The 20,235-nt window shown below is 67.4% G+C and carries 17 protein-coding genes; 5 read left to right on the top strand and 12 right to left on the bottom strand.

Going from position 1 to position 20,235, the window contains the following annotated elements:
* Positions 1–867 carry a peptidylprolyl isomerase gene (locus AC5Y49_RS09100; protein ID WP_499886124.1) on the top strand — a complete coding sequence of 289 codons (867 nt, stop codon included), beginning with the start codon at positions 1–3 and terminating at the stop codon, positions 865–867.
* 164 nt (positions 868–1,031) lie between these two features.
* Here AC5Y49_RS09100 and AC5Y49_RS09095 read toward each other — a convergent pair whose 3' ends face one another.
* The 6 genes from AC5Y49_RS09095 to yajC form a co-directional block, all read right to left on the bottom strand.
* A complete protein-coding gene (locus AC5Y49_RS09095) occupies positions 1,032–3,395 on the bottom strand; it encodes a RelA/SpoT family protein (protein WP_499886122.1) in 2,364 nt (787 codons plus the stop codon).
* A gap of 49 nt (positions 3,396–3,444) precedes the next feature.
* Positions 3,445–3,981 (bottom strand): adenine phosphoribosyltransferase, encoded by a 537-nt coding sequence (locus AC5Y49_RS09090; protein WP_499886120.1) that lies wholly within the window; start codon positions 3,979–3,981, stop codon positions 3,445–3,447.
* Positions 3,978–5,630, bottom strand: a complete 1,653-nt coding sequence (locus AC5Y49_RS09085; protein ID WP_499886118.1) for an ABC transporter substrate-binding protein — start codon at positions 5,628–5,630, stop codon at positions 3,978–3,980. Before AC5Y49_RS09085 ends, AC5Y49_RS09090 begins: the two co-directional genes overlap by 4 nt.
* 4 nt (positions 5,631–5,634) lie before the next feature.
* On the bottom strand, positions 5,635–6,855 hold the full coding sequence (gene secF, locus AC5Y49_RS09080; protein WP_499886116.1) for a protein translocase subunit SecF: 1,221 nt from the start codon (positions 6,853–6,855) through the stop codon (positions 5,635–5,637).
* 4 nt (positions 6,856–6,859) lie between these two features.
* Positions 6,860–8,551: a protein translocase subunit SecD gene (gene secD, locus AC5Y49_RS09075; RefSeq protein ID WP_499886114.1), complete on the bottom strand. Its 1,692-nt coding sequence runs from the start codon at positions 8,549–8,551 to the stop codon at positions 6,860–6,862.
* Between the two features lie 70 nt (positions 8,552–8,621).
* The gene (gene yajC, locus AC5Y49_RS09070) at positions 8,622–8,945 is read right to left on the bottom strand and encodes a preprotein translocase subunit YajC (RefSeq protein ID WP_499886112.1); all 324 of its coding nucleotides are present in this window, start codon (positions 8,943–8,945) and stop codon (positions 8,622–8,624) included.
* A gap of 20 nt (positions 8,946–8,965) precedes the next feature.
* Between yajC and AC5Y49_RS09065 the strand changes: the two genes are divergently transcribed.
* Both AC5Y49_RS09065 and AC5Y49_RS09060 read left to right on the top strand, forming a co-directional pair.
* Complete coding sequence (locus AC5Y49_RS09065; RefSeq protein WP_499886110.1) at positions 8,966–9,637, top strand: nitroreductase family protein; 672 nt, start codon at positions 8,966–8,968, stop codon at positions 9,635–9,637.
* Between the two features lie 58 nt (positions 9,638–9,695).
* Positions 9,696–9,941, top strand: coding sequence for a hypothetical protein (locus tag AC5Y49_RS09060; protein ID WP_499886107.1), 246 nt, complete (start codon positions 9,696–9,698; stop codon positions 9,939–9,941).
* Positions 9,942–9,964: 23 nt separating this feature from the next.
* Here AC5Y49_RS09060 and AC5Y49_RS09055 read toward each other — a convergent pair whose 3' ends face one another.
* A complete protein-coding gene (locus tag AC5Y49_RS09055; RefSeq protein WP_499886105.1) occupies positions 9,965–11,395 on the bottom strand; it encodes a serine/threonine-protein kinase in 1,431 nt (476 codons plus the stop codon).
* 93 nt (positions 11,396–11,488) lie between these two features.
* On the opposite strand from AC5Y49_RS09055, the gene gabT reads away from it, so the two are divergent.
* On the top strand, positions 11,489–12,829 hold the full coding sequence (gabT, locus tag AC5Y49_RS09050) for a 4-aminobutyrate--2-oxoglutarate transaminase (RefSeq protein ID WP_499886103.1): 1,341 nt from the start codon (positions 11,489–11,491) through the stop codon (positions 12,827–12,829).
* A 187-nt stretch (positions 12,830–13,016) separates the two neighbouring features.
* Here the strand turns inward: gabT and AC5Y49_RS09045 are convergent, their stop codons facing one another.
* Positions 13,017–13,316 carry a hypothetical protein gene (locus tag AC5Y49_RS09045; protein WP_499886101.1) on the bottom strand — a complete coding sequence of 100 codons (300 nt, stop codon included), beginning with the start codon at positions 13,314–13,316 and terminating at the stop codon, positions 13,017–13,019.
* 435 nt (positions 13,317–13,751) lie between these two features.
* Here AC5Y49_RS09045 and car point away from each other — a divergent pair, with 435 nt between their 5' ends.
* Positions 13,752–17,231: a carboxylic acid reductase gene (gene car / locus AC5Y49_RS09040; protein ID WP_499886099.1), complete on the top strand. Its 3,480-nt coding sequence runs from the start codon at positions 13,752–13,754 to the stop codon at positions 17,229–17,231.
* 54 nt (positions 17,232–17,285) lie between these two features.
* Here the strand turns inward: car and AC5Y49_RS09035 are convergent, their stop codons facing one another.
* The 4 genes from AC5Y49_RS09035 to ruvC all read right to left on the bottom strand — a co-directional run bounded on the left by AC5Y49_RS09035 (position 17,286) and on the right by ruvC (position 20,234).
* A complete protein-coding gene (locus tag AC5Y49_RS09035) occupies positions 17,286–17,969 on the bottom strand; it encodes a hypothetical protein (RefSeq protein WP_499886097.1) in 684 nt (227 codons plus the stop codon).
* A gap of 83 nt (positions 17,970–18,052) precedes the next feature.
* Complete coding sequence (gene ruvB, locus AC5Y49_RS09030; protein ID WP_499886094.1) at positions 18,053–19,096, bottom strand: Holliday junction branch migration DNA helicase RuvB; 1,044 nt, start codon at positions 19,094–19,096, stop codon at positions 18,053–18,055.
* Positions 19,093–19,683 (bottom strand): Holliday junction branch migration protein RuvA, encoded by a 591-nt coding sequence (gene ruvA, locus AC5Y49_RS09025; protein ID WP_499886091.1) that lies wholly within the window; start codon positions 19,681–19,683, stop codon positions 19,093–19,095. The genes ruvB and ruvA overlap by 4 nt, the downstream gene beginning before the upstream one ends.
* Positions 19,680–20,234 carry a crossover junction endodeoxyribonuclease RuvC gene (ruvC, locus tag AC5Y49_RS09020; protein WP_499886088.1) on the bottom strand — a complete coding sequence of 185 codons (555 nt, stop codon included), beginning with the start codon at positions 20,232–20,234 and terminating at the stop codon, positions 19,680–19,682. Before ruvC ends, ruvA begins: the two co-directional genes overlap by 4 nt.
* Position 20,235 lies beyond the last annotated feature (1 nt).

Raw genomic sequence — 20,235 nt, 5'->3', positions numbered from 1 at the left:
ATGCAAATGAACAGGTCCGGCAAGACGTTGTCGACGCCGACAATCCTGCTCATCACCGGCGGCATCATCGCCGTGCTCGTCGCGGTGGTCGCGGTCGTCGCCGTCAACCGCGACTCGGAAAAGAGCGCTAGCACCGGCACCGCGGACACCAGCGCCTCACCGTGGACGTCGCCCAGCGCCTCACCGTGGACGTCGCCCAGCGCCTCACAGCGATCGGCACCGCAGGCGAACGGACAATTGCCGCCATTTACCCCGACTGAGCATCTGGGCTCCGACTGCCAATACCGGCCGTCGACGGATCCGGCCAGCAAGCCGGTAGATCCACCCCGGGCGGGTAAGGTGCCAACCGACCCGGCCCTGATCAGCGTCAGCATGGTCACCGACCAGGGCAATGTCGGCCTGCAACTGGCCAACAACCAATCCCCTTGCACGGTCAACAGTTTCGTCAGCCTGGCCAAGCAAGGCTTCTTCGACGGCACCCAGTGTCACCGACTGACCGCCTCGCCGAGCCTGAGCGTGCTGCAGTGCGGCGATCCGAAGGGCAACGGCGCCGGCGGACCGGGCTATCAGTTCGCCAACGAATACCCGACCGATCAATTTCCGCCATACGATCCAGCGCTGAATCAACCGGTCGTCTACCCGCGCGGCACACTCGCGATGGCCAATGCCGGACTAGGAACCAATGGCAGTCAGTTCTTCATGGTCTACCAGGACTCGCAGTTGCCACCGCGATACACGATTTTCGGGACCATTCAGGACGACGGGCTGGCCATGCTGGACAAGGTTGCTGCCGCTGGTATTGCCGGCGGCGGTGCAAACGGGACGCCGGCAACCAAAGTCACGATCACATCGGTGCGGCTGGACTGAGCACTCCGCGAGATTGCCGCTAGGGCTGTAGTTTCCGAGAAATCACGACCGCAGTTGCAGTTTCGCGGAGCAAGCCGCCAATTCTCGCCGCGAGCGTGCGTGTTCCCGGCCGCACGCTCGGCGTGTCGGCCGGGGACACGCACGCTCGCGCACAAGGCAAAAGGTTACGCCGCGGAGGTCACCCGGTAGACGTCGTAGACGCCTTCGACATTGCGGACCACGTCGAGCAGATGCCCAAGATGCTTAGGGTCGCCCATCTCAAAAGTGAAGCGGCTGATGGCTACCCGGTCACCGGATGAGGTGGTCACCGAGGCCGACAGGATGTTCACCTTCTCGTCGGCGAGCACCTTCGTCACGTCCGAGAGCAACCGGTGCCGGTCCAGCGCTTCAACTTGAATGGCCACCAGGAACACCGACGACGGCGACGGCGCCCAGTGCACCTCGATGATCCGCTCGGCCTGCTGCTGCAGCGACGCGGCGTTGGTGCAGTCGGTGCGATGCACGCTGACCCCGCCACCGCGGGTGACGAACCCCATGATCTGGTCCCCGGGCACCGGCGTGCAGCACTTGGCCAGCTTGGTCAACACCCCCGGCGCGCCTGGCACCGCCACCCCGACATCGTCGGTGCTGCGCGGACGCCGCGGCATCGTCGCGGGCGTGGACCGCTCGGCGAGATCCTCTTCGGCCTGATCGATACCACCGAGTTCGGCCAGCAGCCGCTGCACGACGTGCTTGGCCGACACGTGGCCCTCACCGACCGCGGTGTAGAGCGCGGACACGTCGGTGTAGTGCAGCTCATTGGCCACCGCCGCCACCGATGCGCCGTTCATCAAGCGCTGCAACGGAAGTCCGACGCGACGAACCTCGCGCGCCATCGCTTCCTTGCCGGACTCCAGCGCCTCCTCGCGGCGCTCTTTGGCGAACCACTGACGGATCTTGGTCTTGGCGCGCGGAGACACCACGAACTGCTGCCAGTCTCGCGACGGCCCGGCATTGAGTGCCTTGGAGGTGAAAACCTCGACAACTTCGCCGTTTTCCAGCTTGCGCTCCAGCGCCACCAGCCGGCCGTTGACCCGGGCACCGATGCAGCGGTGCCCCACCTCGGTGTGCACGGCGTAGGCGAAGTCGACCGGTGTCGACCCAGCCGGCAGCGTGATCACATCGCCTTTCGGGGTGAACACGAAAATCTCTTGAACCGCAAGGTCATAGCGCAGCGACTCGAGGAACTCGCCGGGGTCGGCGGCCTCCCGCTGCCAGTCGAGCAGTTGCCGCATCCAGGCCATGTCGTCGATTTCGGCCGCGGCATGCGGATGCGGCACTCCGTTGCGGCCCTTGGCTTCCTTGTAACGCCAGTGCGCCGCGATACCGTACTCGGCGGTGCGGTGCATGTCGCGGGTGCGAATCTGCACCTCCAGCGGCTTGCCCTCCGGCCCGACAACCGTGGTGTGCAGCGACTGATACACCCCGTAGCGGGGCTGGGCGATGTAGTCCTTGAACCGGCCGGCCATCGGCTGCCACAGCGAATGCACCACGCCCACAGCGGCATAACAGTCCCGAATCTCCTCACACAGAATCCGGATGCCGACCAGGTCGTGGATGTCGTCGAAGTCGCGGCCCTTGACGATCATCTTCTGGTAGATCGACCAGTAGTGCTTGGGCCGGCCCTCGACCACCGCGTTGATCTTCGACGCAGTCAAGGTGGCGATGATCTCGGTGCGCACCTTGGCCAGGTAGGTGTCGCGCGACGGCGCCCGCCCGGCCACCAGCCGCACGATCTCCTCGTACTTCTTGGGATGCAGAATCGCGAAAGCCAGATCCTCCAGCTCCCACTTGACCGTGGCCATCCCCAGCCGATGTGCCAGCGGCGCAATCACTTCCAGCGTTTCGCGGGCTTTGCGGGCCTGCTTCTCCGGCGGCAGAAAACGCATCGTGCGCATGTTGTGCAGCCGGTCGGCCACCTTGATCACCAACACCCGCGGGTCACGCGCCATTGCGGTGATCATCTTGCGGATCGTCTCGCCCTCGGCGGCGCTGCCCAGCACCACCCGGTCCAGCTTGGTCACCCCGTCGACAAGATGACCGACCTCCTCGCCGAACTCCTCGGACAACGCGGCCAGCGTGTATCCGGTGTCCTCGACGGTGTCGTGCAGCAGGGCGGCCACCAGCGTGATGGTGTCCATGCCCAACTCGGCCAGAATGTTGGCGACGGCCAGCGGATGAGTGATGTAGGGATCCCCGGAATGCCGCATCTGGTCGGCGTGCCGTTGTTCGGCGACGTCGTAGGCGCGTTGCAACATCGACACGTCGGCCTTCGGGTGGATCTCGCGGTGCACCGCCACCAACGGCTCGAGCACGGGGCTGAGCGTGCTGCGCTGGGCGGTCATCCGCCTGGCCAGTCGGGCCCGCACCCGCCGCGACGCGCTGCTGGACGTCTTGAGTGTCTCCGCGGCCGGCGGCGCCTGCGGAATATCGGCGATCTGCAGCGGTTGGGTCGGCTGCTGGACAGCCGTGCGCTGGTCATCCGCCACGTTCGTCACCTCCGACCACCCAGGATATCGCTCAACCTCAATTGTCCCGCTAGATGCGGCGCAAGCTGTGTACCGGCAGCGGCGCCACGGCGTCGCGTCCGCCCAGCGCGCCGAGTTCCAGCACCACCGCGGCCATCGTCACCCGGGCGCCGCTGTGAGTGAGCAGCCGGTGTGCTGCCGCGACGCTGCCGCCGGTGGCCAGCACGTCGTCGACGATGACGACGCTGCGGCCGGCCAACTCGACACCGTCGGCGGGGATCTCCAGGGTGGCGGTGCCGTACTCCAGGTTGTAGGACTCGGCGAGCACCGGCGGCGGCAGCTTGCCGCCCTTGCGGATGGCCAGCATTCCGGTGCCGAGCCGGGCCGCCACCGCACCGCCGACCAGGAAGCCGCGGGCGTCGATGCCGGCGATCACCTCGGCGCCGGCGGCCACGTCGGCCAGCGCGTCGGTCACCGCGGCCAGCCCGCGCGGATCGGCGAATACCGGGGTCAGGTCTTTGAATTGCACACCCGCCGCGGGGAAGTCGGCCACCTCGCGGGTCAACGATGCGATGATGTCGGCGACTTGGTCGCCAGCCCGAGTCACCGCACCAATACCCAGCGGTCCATATTCCAGCCGGCGCCCCAGCGGCTGGGATTGGTGCCCACGGCATACATCTTCTTCGACATGAGCAGGCTGCGCTGCTGGCGGTACAACGGCAGCGTCGGCATATCGGCCCACAGCACCGGCGCGCTCTCGGCCAGCAGCCGGACCAACTCGGCCGGGTCGGCGGATACCGCCAGCGCACTGATGATCCCGTCGATCTGGCCGTTGTGATAGCCGGAGAGGTTATTGCCATTGCCGGCGCGCAGGGCGTAGGCGTCGATCGCCGAGGACCCGGTGGACCCGCTGCCGGTGGCGCCGCCGGTGCTGGCCAGCAGCACGTCGATCTGCCCGTCGAGCAACGTCTGCGGGCCGGTGGTGTCGGAGGTGACGTCGGAGACGGTGATACCGGCCGGCGCACACGCCTTGACGATCGCGCCGACGGTGGCGGCCAGCCGCGCGTTAGGTCCCCGGTAGCCGATCCGCACCGTCAGCGGCGCCTTGCCCAGCGCATCACGCGCCGCGTCGGGATTCGACCGGACGAACTGCGCGGCCTCGGGAACATTTTCGGCCTGGCTGATGGCGTCTTCGGCGGCGGTGTGCAACCGCGCGTTGGCAATCGGCACCCCGGCGTCGCGGGCGATCACGTCGCGCGGGGTGCACAACGCGACCGCGCGGCGCGCGCGGGTCTCCGACAATGGACCGCCCGGAGCAAAGATCAGCTGCTGGATTCCATCCGATGGCGCATCGATGCGCTGGTAGTCGTCCGGGGTGATCACCGACCCCGACGAACCGGTCGCGACGTCGACGACGTCGACGCTCTGGTTGTTGAGCCGGTCTTGGATGTCGGCTTTCTGTGGCCACACCGTGACCCGCTTGGTCATCGGCTTGGCGCCCCACCAGCGGTCATTGGCGACGAGCACCACCCCGCCGTCATTCAGCACCGATTCGATCTTGTAGGGCCCCGACGACGGGAAATGCTTGATGTCCAGACCGGGTTTGAGGTCCCAGATCGTGTTCCAGAGCTGGGCGATGCGCTCGATGGCCGGCCCGTTGTTGACCATCACCGCGGCGGCCACGCTCATTTTCAGCTCGTCGGAGATGACGTGCGAGGGCATCATCGTGGTCGCCGTGAACAGCTGCTGGTAGTCGACCACGTTGCGGTCGGGCTGGAATGACACCCGGGCCTTCTTCTGCCCGGGCTGACAGTCGATGGTGGCGATGTCGACGTAGCCGGCCTGGCTGGCGGCGTGGAAGGCCGGGTACCGGCCGGAGTGAGCCGCCCACGCCAGCATCAGATCGTCACAGGTGACCGGCTTGCCGTCGGAATAGACGGCCTTGTCGGCGATCTGGTAGTCGAGCACCAGCGGCGCGCCGCCCACCACCGACACCGTGCCGAAGTCGTGGTCGGCGACGACCTGCCCGTCGGGCCCGTGGTAGCCGAACCCGGTCAGGGTGCGGGCAAACGCCTGCGCACCGGCCGACGCGGCGCCGGTCACGGTGGTGGTGTTGTAGGTGACCAGCGCGCCGTCGACGACGTAGTCGACGTGCCCGGCGGCACTACCCGAGCAGCCCGACAAGCTCGCGAGGCCGGCTGCTGCCAAGATGGCCGCCAGACAGCTGGCGGCCACGCGCCGGGGCCAGGCAGCCATCGGGCTAGCTCTTGTTTCGCTTGCCGGTTGGCCGTACCGGCCGCGCGCCGGGCGCCGGCTTGTTCGGAGCCGGCTTGTTCGGGGCCGCCACGGTGTTCTGCCGGTCCGGCTCGTCCTCGGCCGATTCCGCCGACTCCGAAGTCTTCTCGGCAGCGCCGCTGCGCCGGCGCAGCACTCGGCGGGTGTGCGTACGCACCAACTCGGTGCGTTCACGCAGGCTGACCAGCAGCGGGGTAGCGAAGAAGATCGATGAGTAGGTGCCCACGATGATGCCGACCAGCTGCACTAGCGCCAGGTCCTTCAACGTGCCCACACCCAACAGCCACACTGCCACCACCAGCAGCGCAACCACCGGCAGCACCGAGATCAGGCTGGTGTTGATCGAGCGCATGAACGTCTGGTTGACCGCCAGGTTGGCCTGTTCGGCGAAGGTGCGCCGGGTGGTGTGCTGGAAGCCGTGGGTGTTCTCCTCGACCTTGTCGAACACGATGACGGTGTCATAGATGGAGAACCCGAGAATCGTCATCAACCCGATCACGGTCGCCGGGGTGACCTCGAAGCCGACCAGCGAATAGATGCCCGCGGTGACGGCGACGTCGAAGAACATCGCGACCAGCGCGGAGATCGCCATGTAGCGCTCGTAGCGCGCGGTGATGTAGATCGCGACCAGCACCAAAAACACCACCAGCGCGATCACCGCTTTCTTGGTGATCTGGCCGCCCCAGGTTTCCGAGACCGCCGAGTCGCTGATCGCCTGCTTGCTGGGCTTGCCGTCGGCGCCTTTTGGCTGGAACCTGTCGAACAGCGCGTTGCGCAGCTTGGCCGTCTGGTCGTTGTCCAGCGGCATGGAACGGATCTGCACGGTCGCCGAGGCGCCGTTGCCGACGATCACCACCGACTCGGGGTCAGAGCCGATGGTGTCGTGGTAGACCTCGGTCACCTGGCTGGTCTGGATGTCTCCCCTGGGCATCGACACCTTGGTTCCGCCTGCGAAGTCGATACCGAAGGTGAATCCGCGAAGCACGATGCTGGCGATCGCGATTGCGACGATCGCCCCGCTGACGCCGTACCACAGCCGGCGGCGGCCGACCACCTCGAACGCACCGGTCCCGGTGTACAGCCGGGACAGGAAGTTGTGGTGCGGCAGCCCGGTGGCGGTGTCGTCGCCTTCGGCGCCGGCCGTCTCGGTGATTTCGACGGCTGCTTCCGTTGCTTTTGCGGCCATCTCGCTATCCCCGTCCTGTGTGGGCTGCGGCGCGCCGCTCGCGCGCGACCTGCTGTACCGCGCCCAGGCCGTTGTATGCAGGCTTGCCCAACGTCGGGGACTTCGACGCCAGGTACACCAGCGGCCAGGTCACCAGGAACACCACGACAAGGTCGAGGACGGTGGTGAGACCCAACGTGAATGCGAAGCCCTTGACCTGTCCGATCGCCAGGAAGTACAGCACCGCGGCGGCCAGGAACGTCACCGCGTTACCGGACACGATCGTCTTGCGCGCCCGCGCCCAACCACGCGGAACCGCTGACCGGAACGAACGGCCTTCGCGGATCTCATCTTTGATGCGTTCGAAGAACACCACGAACGAGTCGGCGGTCGTGCCGATACCGATGATCAGACCGGCGATCCCGGCCAGATCCAGCGTGTAGTTGATGTAGCGGCCCAACAGCACCAGGATCGCGAAAACCATGGCGCCAGCAGCTACCAGTGACAGTGCGGTCAGCAATCCCAGCACCCGGTAATACAGCAGCGAATACAGCAGCACCAGCACCAGCCCGATCGCACCGGCGATCAGTCCTGCCCGCAATGACGTCAAACCTAGTGTGGCCGAAACGGTTTCGGCTTCCGAGGATTCGAACGACAGCGGCAACGACCCGTACTTGAGCACGTTGGCGAGCTGACGGGCGCTGTCGGCGGTGAACGCCGGGTCGCCGCCGGTGATTTGGGTTCGGCCGCCGGGGATCGCTTCACGGATCTGCGGCGCGCTGACCACCTGGGAGTCCAGTGTGAACGCGGTCTGGGTGCCGATGTGGGCGGCGGTGTAATCCGCCCAGATGCCGGCCGCGGCGCTCTTGAACTGCACGTCGACGACGTAGCCGCTGCGCGGGTCCAGGCCCGAGGTGGCGTTCTGGATCTGGTCGCCGCTGATGATCGACGGCGCCAGCAGGTAGGCGGTTTTGTGGTCCTTGTCGCAGGTGATCAACGGCAGGTTGGGATCGTCGTTGCCGGCCAGGATGTCGTCTTTGTCGCACTGGGTGGCCTGGTATTGCAGCCCGTAGAACTGGATGGCCTTGTCGGTGCTCTGCCGCCACTCCTTTTCTTTGGAGATGCGTTCGGCGAGGTCCTTCCGCGGATCCGGCGGCCCGGGCTGGACGGGCGCCGCCGTCTGATCCGGCGGCGGAGCCGGGCTCGGCGATGGCGGCGGCTCCTGCGGGTAGGGCCGTGGCTGGGGTGGTGGCGCCGGTTGGCCGGTCGGCGCGGGTTTGTCGCCCGGCTTTTCATCCGCCGGCGGCGGCGACTCCTCGGGCGGCGGAGCGGCTTGTGCGGGCATACCGTTGATCACCGGCCGGACGTAGAGCCGCGCGGTCTGCCCCAGATTGCGGGCCTCGTTGCCGTCGTTTCCGGGCACGGTGATGACCAGGTTGTCGCCGTCGACGACGACCTCCGAACCCGAGACGCCCAGCCCGTTGACCCGGGCACCGATGATCTGCTGGGCCTGCGACAGTGCGTCCCTGGACGGCCGGGAACCATCCGGCGTCCGTGCGGTCAACGTGACCCGGGTGCCGCCCTGCAGGTCGATGCCGAGCTTCGGTTCGGCCCGCTTGTCCCCGGTCAGGAAGACCAGCAGGTACACGCCGATGAGCATGACCAGAAAGATCGTCAGGTAACGGGCAGGGTGCACCGGCGCGGAAGGCGATGCCACGTTGTTGAGTCTCCTCGCTTACCGATCAGTTCGACTGCTCCCGCAAAGGGTACGTGCCGGTCGGCCGGACTTAGTCCTTGGGCAGTCGCTCTGGGTCGGCGGTGAGCTCGACGGCGCCGTCGTCGCCCTCGGTGATCTCCGGGTCGATACGGTCGCGGATCGCCATCTTGATCCAGGTGGTCACCACGCCCGGCGCGATCTCCAGGTCCACGGTGTCGTCGTTGAGGTCGGTGATCGTGCCCTGCAGCCCCGACGTGGTGTGCACCCGGTCGCCGACGCTCAGTGACTCGTGCAGGTCGATAGTCGCCTGCATCACCCGCTTTTGACGCCGCGATGCGAAGAACATGAACGCCGCCAGTATGATCAGCAGCGGCAAGAAGACGAGAAGGTCCATGACCGCTAGTGTGCCATTGGATGGAACTCCTCTCGGCGTTGCGCACTACCGGCGCAGTTCGCGACTTCACCGATCAGCCCGTCGACGACGCCGCCGTGGCGCGGGTGCTCGAAAACGCCCGGTTCGCGCCCAGCGGCGCCAACGCGCAGGCGTGGCGGATCGTGGTGCTCAAAGACCCCGAGCGGCGGCGCCGACTGCGGGATCTGTACCAGCGCGGTTCCCGCGACTACCTGGCGCTCAGCGCCGCGGGGCTGCGGCCCTGGTCACCGACCAACGACCGCGACGCCGAAGCCAGCGCCCTGGCCGCCGGACAGCCCGACCCGCCAGGAGGGTTCGCCGACCGCTTCGACCAGGCCCCGGTCCTGCTTGCGCTGTTCGCCGACCTGTCGTTGCTGGCGGCGGTGGACCGCGACGCCGACCGGTACACCTTCGCCGGCGGTGCCTCGATCTACCCGTTCGCCTGGAGCATCCTGCTGGCCGCCCGCGAAGAAGGCCTGGGCGGGGTCATTACGACGATCGCGATCCGGGAGGAACCCCAGGTCAAAGCTCTGCTCGCGGCTCCGGGCCCGCTGGCGCTGGCCGCCGTGATCGCGCTCGGGCACCCGGTTCGCCAGCCACGCAAACTGCGCCGCGCGCCGGTCTCCTCGTTCGCCACCGTCGACACGATCGACGGCCCGGCGTTTGGCGCATGACGCGGCCGTCAATACATAAGCTCATCGCACGGTTAACACGCTTTTCTGGAGGTCTGTCATGAATAACCTCGTCGGCCGGTTGGCGGCCGCAGCCATGCTGGCGACAGCAACGATGGCGGTCGTGGTGGTCGAAACACCAGCCCTGGGCTCGGCGGAACCGCTGAACTGCCCCGAAGGCCAGTACTGGGAGCCGACCGGCAACGTCTGCCGCCCGCTGGGCGAAGGCCCGCAACCCCTGAATTGCCCCGACGGCCAGTATTGGAACCCGGCCGACAACGTGTGCAAGCCACTCGGCCAACCCTGACCCGCGACAACGGCGCGAGCAGGTCAATCGGAGGCGTAGTCGCGCATCGGCTCCATGAAGTGCCGACCGTCGGACAGCATGATGGTCAAGCCGTCGCTACGCACCTCGTATCGGGTTCCGTCGACCGGGTTGACGACGTCGAATCCGCCGGATGAGCGGACCGCGTTGGCGAGTTCGATTGCGGCGCCGTCGCTAAGCCGAACGCCCCGGTAGTAGTAGCGGCTGGGACCGGCTTGGCAGATCACCAGCACCGACTCGTCGGTGCGGGCCAGCACCGCAGGCCGGTTTCCCGGGTCACAACGGGCCCCGGGATAGTCGATGAAACCCTGCGCATCGGCGCCCGGCAAGCTGAGCACGGGTTGGGTGACCTGCGACGACGACGATGGCGGCCGCGGCGGCGACGGCGAGGGCGTGCTCGCTGGCGGCACCTCGACGTCGGCAGGACGACCCGCCCCGAAACCCCACCACAGCGCGCCGGCGATCAGCACCGCAGCCGCAGCCGCTGCCGCGGCCAGCACCGGCCACCGGCGCCGGGACGGCATGGCCTGGTGTATCGACGGGCCGGGATCGGTCGGCGTCGGATCGGGCTGCTTCGCGGCGGGCGGCGGGACCCCGGCCGACCAGACCCACGCCGTGTTGGCGGCCTGGGCAAGCTCGCCGGCAGACGGGAATCGCTCCTCCGACTGTTTGGCCATCCCCCGGGCGATCACCTCGTCGAAGGCCGGCCCGAGATCCGGCCGGATCTGGCTGGGCCGCGGCGGCGGAGTCAACAAGTGGGCGCCCAACAGCTGGTCCAGTTCGCCCTGCGGGAACGGCGGTTGGCCGGTGAGACATTCGTAGAGCACGCAGGTCAGCGAGTAGATGTCGGCGTGCGGCCCCACCGGTCCGCCGCTGAACCGCTCCGGGGCCATGTAGAGGTAGGTTCCGCTCAGCGTAGCGGCGTTGGTCCCGCTGGTATCCGAGGTCGAACGGGCAATACCGAAGTCGACGAGGTAGGCAAAGTCGGTGCGCGTCAACAGCACGTTCTGCGGCTTCACGTCGCGGTGCAACAGCCCGTCGGCGTGCGCAGCATCGAGCGCCGCCGCCACCTGCGCGATGATCGACACCGCCCGCCCCGGGTCCAGCCCCCCGCCCTGGCGCAGCAGGGCCTTGAGATTGCTTCCTTCTACCAGCCGCATCTCGATGTAGAGAACGCCGTCGATCTCGCCGAAGTTGTGCACCGGGATGACGTGCGGTTCTTGCAGCCGCGCCACGAGTCGTGATTCGCGGCGGAACCGCTGCTGAAAAGTGGTGTCTGCGGCCAGTTCTGGGCGCAGCAGCTTGAGCGCGACCGTCCGGTCTTTGCCGGTGTCGTACGCCCGGTACACCTCCCCCATGCCGCCGCGGCCCAGCAACGACTGCAGCTCGTAGGGCCCGAACATGGTGCCGATGCGTGAGCCTTCCGCGGAGGCCATATCGGCATCTTCTCAGGCAGTTCCCATAGTGATTGCGGTTTCGAGCGCTCGCCCGGCGGCGTTTCGGGTGTGACCGCAACTAGGCTCGGATACATGCCCACTCTCGAACAGAGTCGCCACCTCGTCACCGAAATCCCGGGCCCCGCATCGCTGGAATTGGCCAAGCGCCGGTCCGCTGCGGTCGCCCGCGGTGTCCGCAGCACGATGCCGGTCTATGCCGTGCGCGCCGGCGGCGGCATCGTCGAAGACGTCGACGGCAATCGGCTCATCGACTTGAGCTCCGGCATCGCGGTCACCACGGTCGGCAACGCCTCGCCCCGGGTCGTCGATGCGGTGCGCGGGCAGGTCGCCGACTTCACCCACACCTGCTTCATGGTGACCCCCTACGAGCAATACATCGCCGTCGCCGAGCAGCTCAATCGCCTCACCCCGGGCTCCGGCGAGAAGCGCTCCGTGCTGTTCAACTCGGGCGCCGAGGCGGTGGAGAACGCGGTCAAGGTGGCCCGCGCCTTCACCCGCAAATCCGCGGTGGTCGCCTTCGACCATGCCTTCCACGGTCGCACCAACTTGGCCATGGCCCTGACCGCACAGTCGATGCCGTACAAGAGCGGCTTCGGGCCGTTCGCGCCGGAGATCTATCGAGCGCCGCTGTCCTATCCGTATCGCGACCGGCTGCTCGACAAAGAGCTGGCCACGGACGGCGAACGGGCGGCCGCACGAGCGATCCGCGTCATCGGCAGGCAGATCGGCGCGGACAACTTGGCGGCCCTCGTCATCGAGCCGATCCAGGGCGAAGGCGGCTTCATCGTGCCGGCCGAGGGGTTCCTGCCGACCTTGCTGGAGTGGTGCCGCCAGAACGACGTCGTCTTCATCGCTGACGAGGTGCAGACCGGATTCGCCCGCACCGGTGCGATGTTCGCGTGCGAGCACGAAGGCATCGAGCCCGACCTGATCTGCACCGCCAAGGGCATCGCCGACGGGCTGCCGCTGTCGGCGGTCACCGGCCGCGCTGAGCTGATGGACGCCTCCCACGTCGGTGGCCTGGGCGGCACGTTCGGGGGCAATCCGCTCGCATGCGCGGCGGCGCTGGCCACCATCGCGACCATCGAGAGCGACGAGCTCATCGAGCGCGCACAGCACATCGGGCGACTGATGACCGAGCGGTTGTTCCGGCTGCAGGCCGACGACGACCGGATCGGCGATGTGCGCGGACGCGGCGCGATGATCGCCGTCGAGCTGGTGAAATCCGGCGGCACCGAACCCGACGCCGAGCTGACGAACAAACTGGCGACTGCCGCGCGCGCCGCCGGCGTCATCCTGTTGACCTGCGGCACCTTCGGCAATGTGGTGCGGTTCCTGCCGCCGCTGGCGATCAGCGACGAGTTGCTCACCGAAGGCCTCGATGTGCTGGCAGGGCTTCTCGCCGAGATGTGACGTCACTGTAATCCCAGCTGTCGTAATCCCAGCTGTCGCAGGGACTTTGGGATGCGACGATGTGCCCGCCTCGCAGCGACAACTGACGCTTTGGTGTGGCGCCAGGACCAAAAATTGTTCACTTGAGACACTTCCGCCGCGCCAGTCACGCGCGTGGCGGCGTTGTCGCTGGTGGGAAGGTGCCCGGCTAGGAGCGACACTTGGCTCGGTCGCGCAGTGCCAGCTCACGCGTGCGGATTCGGTGCTCGGTACCGCGCGGCATCCAGCCGGGTCCATATCGGCCGCGCCTCAGCCGGCGCACCCGGCCGTGGCCCATTTCCCAGCGCAACGCGTCTGAGATGGATTTCGACATCCGCCCGCCCACGCCAAAACCGTGGTGCGCGAGCGCCTCGGCCAGCTCGCCTACGGTGGCCGGCCCATGGCGAAACAACTGCATTGTCAGTACGTAGCGGAGTTCGGTCCCCCGCAGTAGCAGCGACTCATTCATCGCCCGACCGTCGCATGGACATCCGACAATCCGTTCGCTGTCGCGCATAGGCTGTCGCGCATAGGCGGGCACCCCGGAACGACGGGCCAGGCCGTGACAGGTGTGGCAAACAGCGCTAGGAGTGGTCCGAGTGACTCCATCGTCGCCCCGCCGCCTGGGCATACGCCGCGTTGTCGCTACGAGGCGGGCACAACGGCACGTCGATCCCCGCGGTGACTGGTGTGACGCCTGGGACTCAGGGGTCCCCATGCGCCCGGGGTCAGCAGGGGGCCGGCAATCCGAGCTGCAGTGCGGGCGCGCATGCGGGCCGGACGGGCGCCGTTAGCTTGGTCACCTTGCTAACCGGAATAACTTTAGCTTTGCTAACGTAGTAAACCGTTGACGCAACGGTGCGCCGTAAACCTGAAACGTCCTAATCCTTGCGAGAGGACCCCAATGCCCACCGATATCAATGAAGAGTTCGTCGAGCGCCGCATCGCCGATTTGATCGCCAACGACCCGCAGTTCGCCGCCGCCCGCCCTGACCCGGCCGTCGCCGCAGCGGCGCAAGAGCCCGGACTCCAGCTGCCACAGGTGATTCAGGCCATCCTCGACGGCTATGCGGACCGGCCTGCACTCGGCCAGCGCGCGGTCGAATTCGTCCGCGACCAGAGCGGCCGCACGTCGGCCCAACTGCTGCCCCGCTTCGACACGATCAGTTACCGCGACTTGGGCCGGCGCGTGGATGCGCTGGCCAGTGCATGGGCCGCTGACGCCGTGTCCCCCGGCGATCGGGTGTGCGTGCTCGGCTTCACCAGCGTCGACTACACCACGATCGATGTGGCGCTGGCGCGCCTGGGCGCGGTGTCGGTGCCGATGCAGACCAGCGCGGCGATCACGCAGCTGCGGCCCATCGTCGTCGAGACCGAGCCGTCCGTGATCGCGGCAAGCGTCGACCATCTGCCCGACGCCGTCGAACTGATCCAGACCGGGCACCGGCCCGCCCGGCTGGTGGTGTTCGACTACCACCGGCAGGTCGACGACCACCGGGACGCCGTGCAAGCGGCCTGCGCGCAGTTGGCCGACAGCCCAGTTGTCGTGGAAACGCTGGACGAGGTGCTGAACCGCGGAAAGGCGCTGCCGGTATTGCCTGCATTCGTCGCCGATGACGAGAACGCGCTGGCGCTGTTGATCTACACCTCCGGTAGCACCGGCGCACCCAAAGGCGCGATGTACCCGCAGCGCAACGTCGCCAAGATGTGGCAACGGTCGTCCCGGAACTGGTTCGGGCCCAGCGCCGCGTCGATCACCCTCAACTTCATGCCGATGAGTCACGTGATGGGCCGCGGCATCCTCTACGGCACCCTGGGCAACGGCGGCACCGCCTACTTCGGCGCCAAGAGCGACCTGTCCACGCTGCTGGACGACCTTGCGCTGGTGCGGCCGACCGAGCTGAACTTCGTGCCGCGAATCTGGGAAATGCTTTTCCAAGAGTTCCAGAGCGAAGTGGACCGCCGGACTGCTGAGGGGTCAGACCGTGCGGTCGCCGAAACCGAGGTCATCGCCGAGCAGCGGCAGGACCGCCTCGGCGGGCGGTTCATCTTCGCGATGACGGGCTCGGCGCCCACGTCTCCTGAGTTGAAGGTCTGGGTCGAGTCCGTCCTCGAGATGCATCTGCTCGACGGCTACGGCTCCACCGAGGCGGGCATGGTGCTGTTCGACGGTGAAGTGCAACGCCCGCCGGTCATCGACTACAAACTGGTCGACGTCCCGGATCTGGGCTACTTCCACACCGATCAGCCCCATCCACGGGGCGAGTTGCTGCTGAAGACGGAGAACTTGTTCCCCGGCTACTACAAGCGACCCGAGGTCACCGCGGAGGTGTTCGACGCCGAGGGCTACTACCGCACCGGCGACGTGGTGGCCGAGGTCGGCCCCGACCGGCTGGTCTATGTCGACCGCCGCAATAACGTGCTCAAACTCGCCCAGGGCGAGTTCGTCACGGTCGCGAAGCTGGAGGCGGTGTTCGGCAACAGCCCGCTGGTGCGGCAGATCTACGTCTACGGCAACAGCGCGCATCCTTACTTGCTGGCGGTCGTGGTGCCGACGGACGTGAACGCGTCAAAGTCGGCAATCGCCGAGTCGCTGCAGAACGTGGCCAAAGAGGCCGGCCTGCAGTCCTACGAGGTCCCGCGCGACTTCCTCATCGAGACAACGCCTTTCACACTGGAAAACGGTCTGCTCACGGGCATACGCAAGCTGGCGTGGCCGAAACTGAAGCAGCACTACGGCGAACGGCTGGAACAGCTCTACGACGAGCTGGCCGAAGGGCAGGCCAATGAGCTCAGCGAGCTTCGTCGCAGCGGTGCCGGCGCGCCGGTGCTGGAGACCATCAGCCGGGCCGCGGCCGCACTGCTGGGTGCGTCGACGTCCGACCTGCAACCCGATGCGCACTTCACCGACTTGGGTGGAGACTCGTTGTCGGCGTTGACATTCGGCAACCTGCTGCGGGAGATCTTCGATGTGGACGTGCCGGTCGGTGTGATCGTCAGCCCGGCCTCGGATCTGCAGTCCATCGCCGACTACATCGAGGGCGAACGGCAGGGCTCCAAGCGACCCACGTTCGGCTCCGTGCATGGCCGCGACGCGGTCGAGGTGCACGCCGGTGATCTGACGCTGGACAAGTTCCTCGACGCCGCCACGCTGGCGGCCGCACCCTCGCTGCCTGGACCGAGCTCAGAGGTGCGGACGGTGCTGCTGACCGGCGCGACCGGCTTCCTGGGCCGCTACTTGGCCCTGGAGTGGCTGGAACGGATGGACCTGGTCGACGGCAAGCTGATCTGTCTGGTGCGGGCCAAGTCTGATGCCGATGCGCGGGCCCGGCTGGACAAGACCTTCGACAGCGGCGACCCGGCACTGCTGGCGCACTACCAGAAGCTGGCCGCCGATCACTTGGAGGTCATCGCCGGCGACAAGGGCGAGGCCAACCTCGGCCTCGACGACGCGACCTGGCAGCGCCTGGCCGACACGGTCGACCTGATCGTCGACCCGGCGGCGCTGGTCAACCACGTACTGCCCTACAGCGAGTTGTTCGGCCCCAACGCGCTGGGAACTGCCGAGCTGATCCGGATCGCGCTGACCACCAAGAAGAAGCCATACAGCTACGTGTCCACGATCGGCGTGGGCGACCAGATCGCTCCGGGCAGCTTCACCGAGGATGCCGATGTCCGGGTGATGAGCCCGACCCGCCGGATCAGCGACAGCTACGCCAACGGCTACGGCAACAGCAAGTGGGCCGGCGAAGTGCTGCTGGCCGAGGCGCACGAGCTGTGCGGCCTGCCGGTCGCGGTGTTCCGCTGCGACATGATCCTGGCCGACACCACGTATGCGGGCCAGCTCAATCTGCCGGACATGTTCACCCGGACGATGCTGAGCCTGGTGGCGACCGGCATCGCGCCCGGCTCGTTCTACCAGCTCGACGCGGACGGCAACCGGCAGCGCGCACACTACGACGGCTTGCCGGTCGAGTTCATCGCCGAGGCCATCTCGACGTTGGGCGCTCAGAATGTGGAGGGCTTGCAGACCTACCACGTGATGAATCCCTACGACGACGGCGTCGGGATGGACGAATACGTCGACTGGCTGATCGACGCCGGGTACAAGATCCAGCGGATCGCCGACTACGGCGAGTGGTTGCAGCGGTTCGAGATGACACTGCGGGCGCTGCCGGAAAAACAGCGCCAGTACTCGCTATTGCCGCTGCTGCACAATTACCAGAAGCCAGAGACGCCGATCCAAGGCTCGATTGCGCCGACCGATCGCTTCCGCGCCGCGGTGCAGGACGCGAAAATTGGCCCGGACAAAGACATTCCGCATGTCAGCGCGCCGGTGATCGTCAAGTACATCACCGACCTGCAACTGCTCGGCCTACTCTGACAAAGACACGCCAAGTCCCCCATTTCCGCTCGAAATGGGGGACTTGGTCTTTATTCAGCGCGACGCGTCGACGTGCTTGCGCCGACGGAAGAAGCTGCTCTTGGACCGCGCGGGCTCCGCGTCTTGCGCGGGGAACTGATCGGCCCGCGCCTGGGTGACCGCATCCGGTGACACTGCGGGCGCCGGCTCGTACTCCGGAGCGGGCGGGTAGTCCGCCGCAGGCACGTCGGCGGCAGGAGCCGCGGCTGCGGGCACCGCCTCGACATCTCGCGCCATCCGGACCGCGACCCGAGCCAGCACAGCGCCGGCCAAGAACACGATCAGCGCGCCCAGCCCGGAGAAGTAGGTGACTTCGAGCAATGCCCGCTTGGCGTCGGTGGAGGCCACCGGGTGGCCGACGCTGCCGATCCGCAGCGTCGAGGCGAAGGCGCCCCCGACCACGAACCAGGCCCCGGCAAAGGCCGCCAGCCAGCCGCCGAACATCGCGGTGGCGCGGTTTCCCGAACCCAGCACCAGCAGGCCACCGACCAGGGTGGTGACGCCGGGGAACACTTCAAGCCAGCCGCGGGCCGCGGTCCAGGTCCATTCCTGGTCTGGCGTATAGGCCCAGTGGAAATACGGCCCGATGAACGGGGCCAACGCACCCCACGCACCCAGGGCGATCAGGAGCAATCCGCTGACCGCGCCGCGGCTGCGAGGCATGTGCAGGCTGCCCGGGGCCGTCCGCGAGTCATTCATGACAATCTCCTCACACAGTTGATACCGACGGTGTCGGCTGCGTGCTGGGTACCCGGATCGGGTGCGGACGTAACTCGACGTAACTAGTCGAAAAGTCCCGGTTGACCCAGGCCACCGGCTCCGACCGGCGGCACCATGCCCAGATGCGTCCAGGCCTGGGCCGTGGCCACCCGACCGCGCGAAGTGCGGGCGATCATTCCGGCTCGCACCAGAAACGGCTCGCACACCTCCTCGACGGTGGTGGCCTCCTCCCCGACCGCTACCGCCAGCGTCGACACGCCGACCGGGCCGCCGCCGAAGCTGCGGGTCAATGCCGACAGCACGCCCCGGTCCAGCCGATCCAGGCCGAGCTCGTCGACGTCGTACACCGCCAACGCCGACTTGGCGACATCGCGGGTGATGACACCGTCGGCACGGACCTCGGCGTAGTCACGCACCCGTCGCAGCAGCCGGTTGGCGATCCGCGGCGTGCCGCGCGAGCGGCGCGCAATCTCCGCGCCGGCTTCGGCGCCCAGTTCGACACCCAGGATCCCGGCCGACCGGGCCAGCACCCGCTCCAACTCGGCGGGCTCGTAGAAGTCCATGTGCGCGGTGAACCCGAACCGGTCGCGCAGCGGCCCGGTCAGTGCACCGGACCGGGTGGTCGCACCGACCAGCGTGAACGGTGCCACCTCCAGTGGAATCGACGTCGCCCCAGGCCCTTTGCCGACGATCACGTCGACCCGAAAGTCCTCCATCGCCAGATACAGCATCTCCTCGGCGGGCCGGGCGATGCGATGGATCTCGTCGATGAACAGCACGTCGTGCTCGACGAGGTTGGACAACATCGCGGCCAGGTCACCGGCGCGTTCCAGCGCCGGTCCGGATGTCACCCGCAACGACGACCCCAATTCGGCGGCGATGATCATCGCCAGCGACGTCTTGCCCAGCCCGGGCGGCCCCGACAGCAGAATGTGATCCGGTGTGCCGCCACGGTTTTTGGCGCCTTCGATGACCAGTTGCAGTTGTTCGCGCACCCGCGCCTGGCCGATGAACTCGCGCAGCGAACGCGGCCGCAGGTTGGCGTCGATGTCGCCCTCGCCGACGGTCAGCGCCGGTGAGACCTCACGCTCGTCGGGCTCGCTCATGTGGACTTGCCCAGCAGCGACAGGGCCGCGCGCAGCGCACTGGACGTGGTGGCAGCGTCGTCGCCGGCCAACACGGTGTCGGTGGCCTCTTCGGCATGTTTGGCCGCAAAGCCAAGCCCGACAAGGGCTTCCACCACAGGGCCGCGGACGCTGTGGCCGTTGACTGACGCGCTCGGCGTCGGTCCGACCGGACCGATCTTGTCGCGGAGTTCGAGCACCATGCGCTCGGCGCCGCGCTTGCCGATGCCGGGTACCCGGGTCAGCGCGGTGATGTCACCGTCGGCCAGCGCTTGGCGCAGCGCCGCCGCGTCATACACCGCAAATGTAGCCAATGCGATTTTGGGGCCGACACCGGAGACACCCAGCAGTGTCAGGAAGAGGTCGCGAGCGTCGGCATCGGGAAACCCGTACAGGGTCATCGAGTCTTCCCGCACGATCATCGCGGTGATCAGCCGGGCCTCGCTGCCGCGACGCAGCGTCGCCAACGTCGACGGGGCGGCCATCAGCTTGTACCCGACACCGCACGCTTCGATCACGACATGGTCGAGCGCGATGTCGAGCACCTCTCCGCGTACCGAGGCGATCATGTCGCGGCCTTCACTTTCGCGTTGAACTTCCGGCGCTGCTCGGCCGCCTTGGCTTCGGCGGCGGCCATCCTGGCGATCATCGGCGCGCGCCAGCAGTGGCAGATTGCCAGCGCCAACGCGTCGGCGGCGTCCGCCGGCGTCGGTTTGGCCTGCAACCCGAGGATTCTCGTCACCATTGCGGTGACCTGGGCCTTTCCGGCGCCGCCATTGCCGGTGACCGCGGCCTTGACCTCGCTGGGGGTGTGGAAGTGCACGTCGATGCCGCGCTTGGCCGCGGCCAGCGCAATCACGCCGCCGGCCTGCGCGGTGCCCATCACCGTCGACACGTTCTGCTGGGAGAACACCCGCTCGATCGCGATCACGTCGGGACAATGAGTGTCCAGCCAGTGCTCGACGGCGTCGCTGATCGTCAACAGCCGCCGCGGCAGCGGCACGTCGGCCGGGGTGCGCACCACGTCGACGTCCAGCGCGGTCACCTGCCGCCCGCGGCCGCCTTCGATGACCGACAGGCCGCAGCGGGTCAGTCCCGGGTCGACGCCCATCACGCGCACG

This window comes from Mycobacterium sp. NGS62 (genome assembly GCF_059812285.1).
This window is presented reverse-complemented; position numbering and strand designations above follow the sequence as displayed.

Coding starts and splice junctions, on each gene's coding strand:
- AC5Y49_RS09035 (WP_499886097.1), bottom strand. CDS start 17,969: ATGAATGACTCGCGGACGGCCCCGGGCAGCCTGCACATGCCTCGCAGC.
- AC5Y49_RS09085 (WP_499886118.1), bottom strand. CDS start 5,630: ATGGCTGCCTGGCCCCGGCGCGTGGCCGCCAGCTGTCTGGCGGCCATC.
- secF (WP_499886116.1), bottom strand. CDS start 6,855: ATGGCCGCAAAAGCAACGGAAGCAGCCGTCGAAATCACCGAGACGGCC.
- AC5Y49_RS09055 (WP_499886105.1), bottom strand. CDS start 11,395: ATGGCCTCCGCGGAAGGCTCACGCATCGGCACCATGTTCGGGCCCTAC.
- AC5Y49_RS09100 (WP_499886124.1), top strand. CDS start 1: ATGCAAATGAACAGGTCCGGCAAGACGTTGTCGACGCCGACAATCCTG.
- car (WP_499886099.1), top strand. CDS start 13,752: ATGCCCACCGATATCAATGAAGAGTTCGTCGAGCGCCGCATCGCCGAT.
- AC5Y49_RS09065 (WP_499886110.1), top strand. CDS start 8,966: ATGGAACTCCTCTCGGCGTTGCGCACTACCGGCGCAGTTCGCGACTTC.
- yajC (WP_499886112.1), bottom strand. CDS start 8,945: ATGGACCTTCTCGTCTTCTTGCCGCTGCTGATCATACTGGCGGCGTTC.
- ruvB (WP_499886094.1), bottom strand. CDS start 19,096: ATGAGCGAGCCCGACGAGCGTGAGGTCTCACCGGCGCTGACCGTCGGC.
- gabT (WP_499886103.1), top strand. CDS start 11,489: ATGCCCACTCTCGAACAGAGTCGCCACCTCGTCACCGAAATCCCGGGC.
- AC5Y49_RS09060 (WP_499886107.1), top strand. CDS start 9,696: ATGAATAACCTCGTCGGCCGGTTGGCGGCCGCAGCCATGCTGGCGACA.
- AC5Y49_RS09045 (WP_499886101.1), bottom strand. CDS start 13,316: ATGAATGAGTCGCTGCTACTGCGGGGGACCGAACTCCGCTACGTACTG.
- ruvA (WP_499886091.1), bottom strand. CDS start 19,683: ATGATCGCCTCGGTACGCGGAGAGGTGCTCGACATCGCGCTCGACCAT.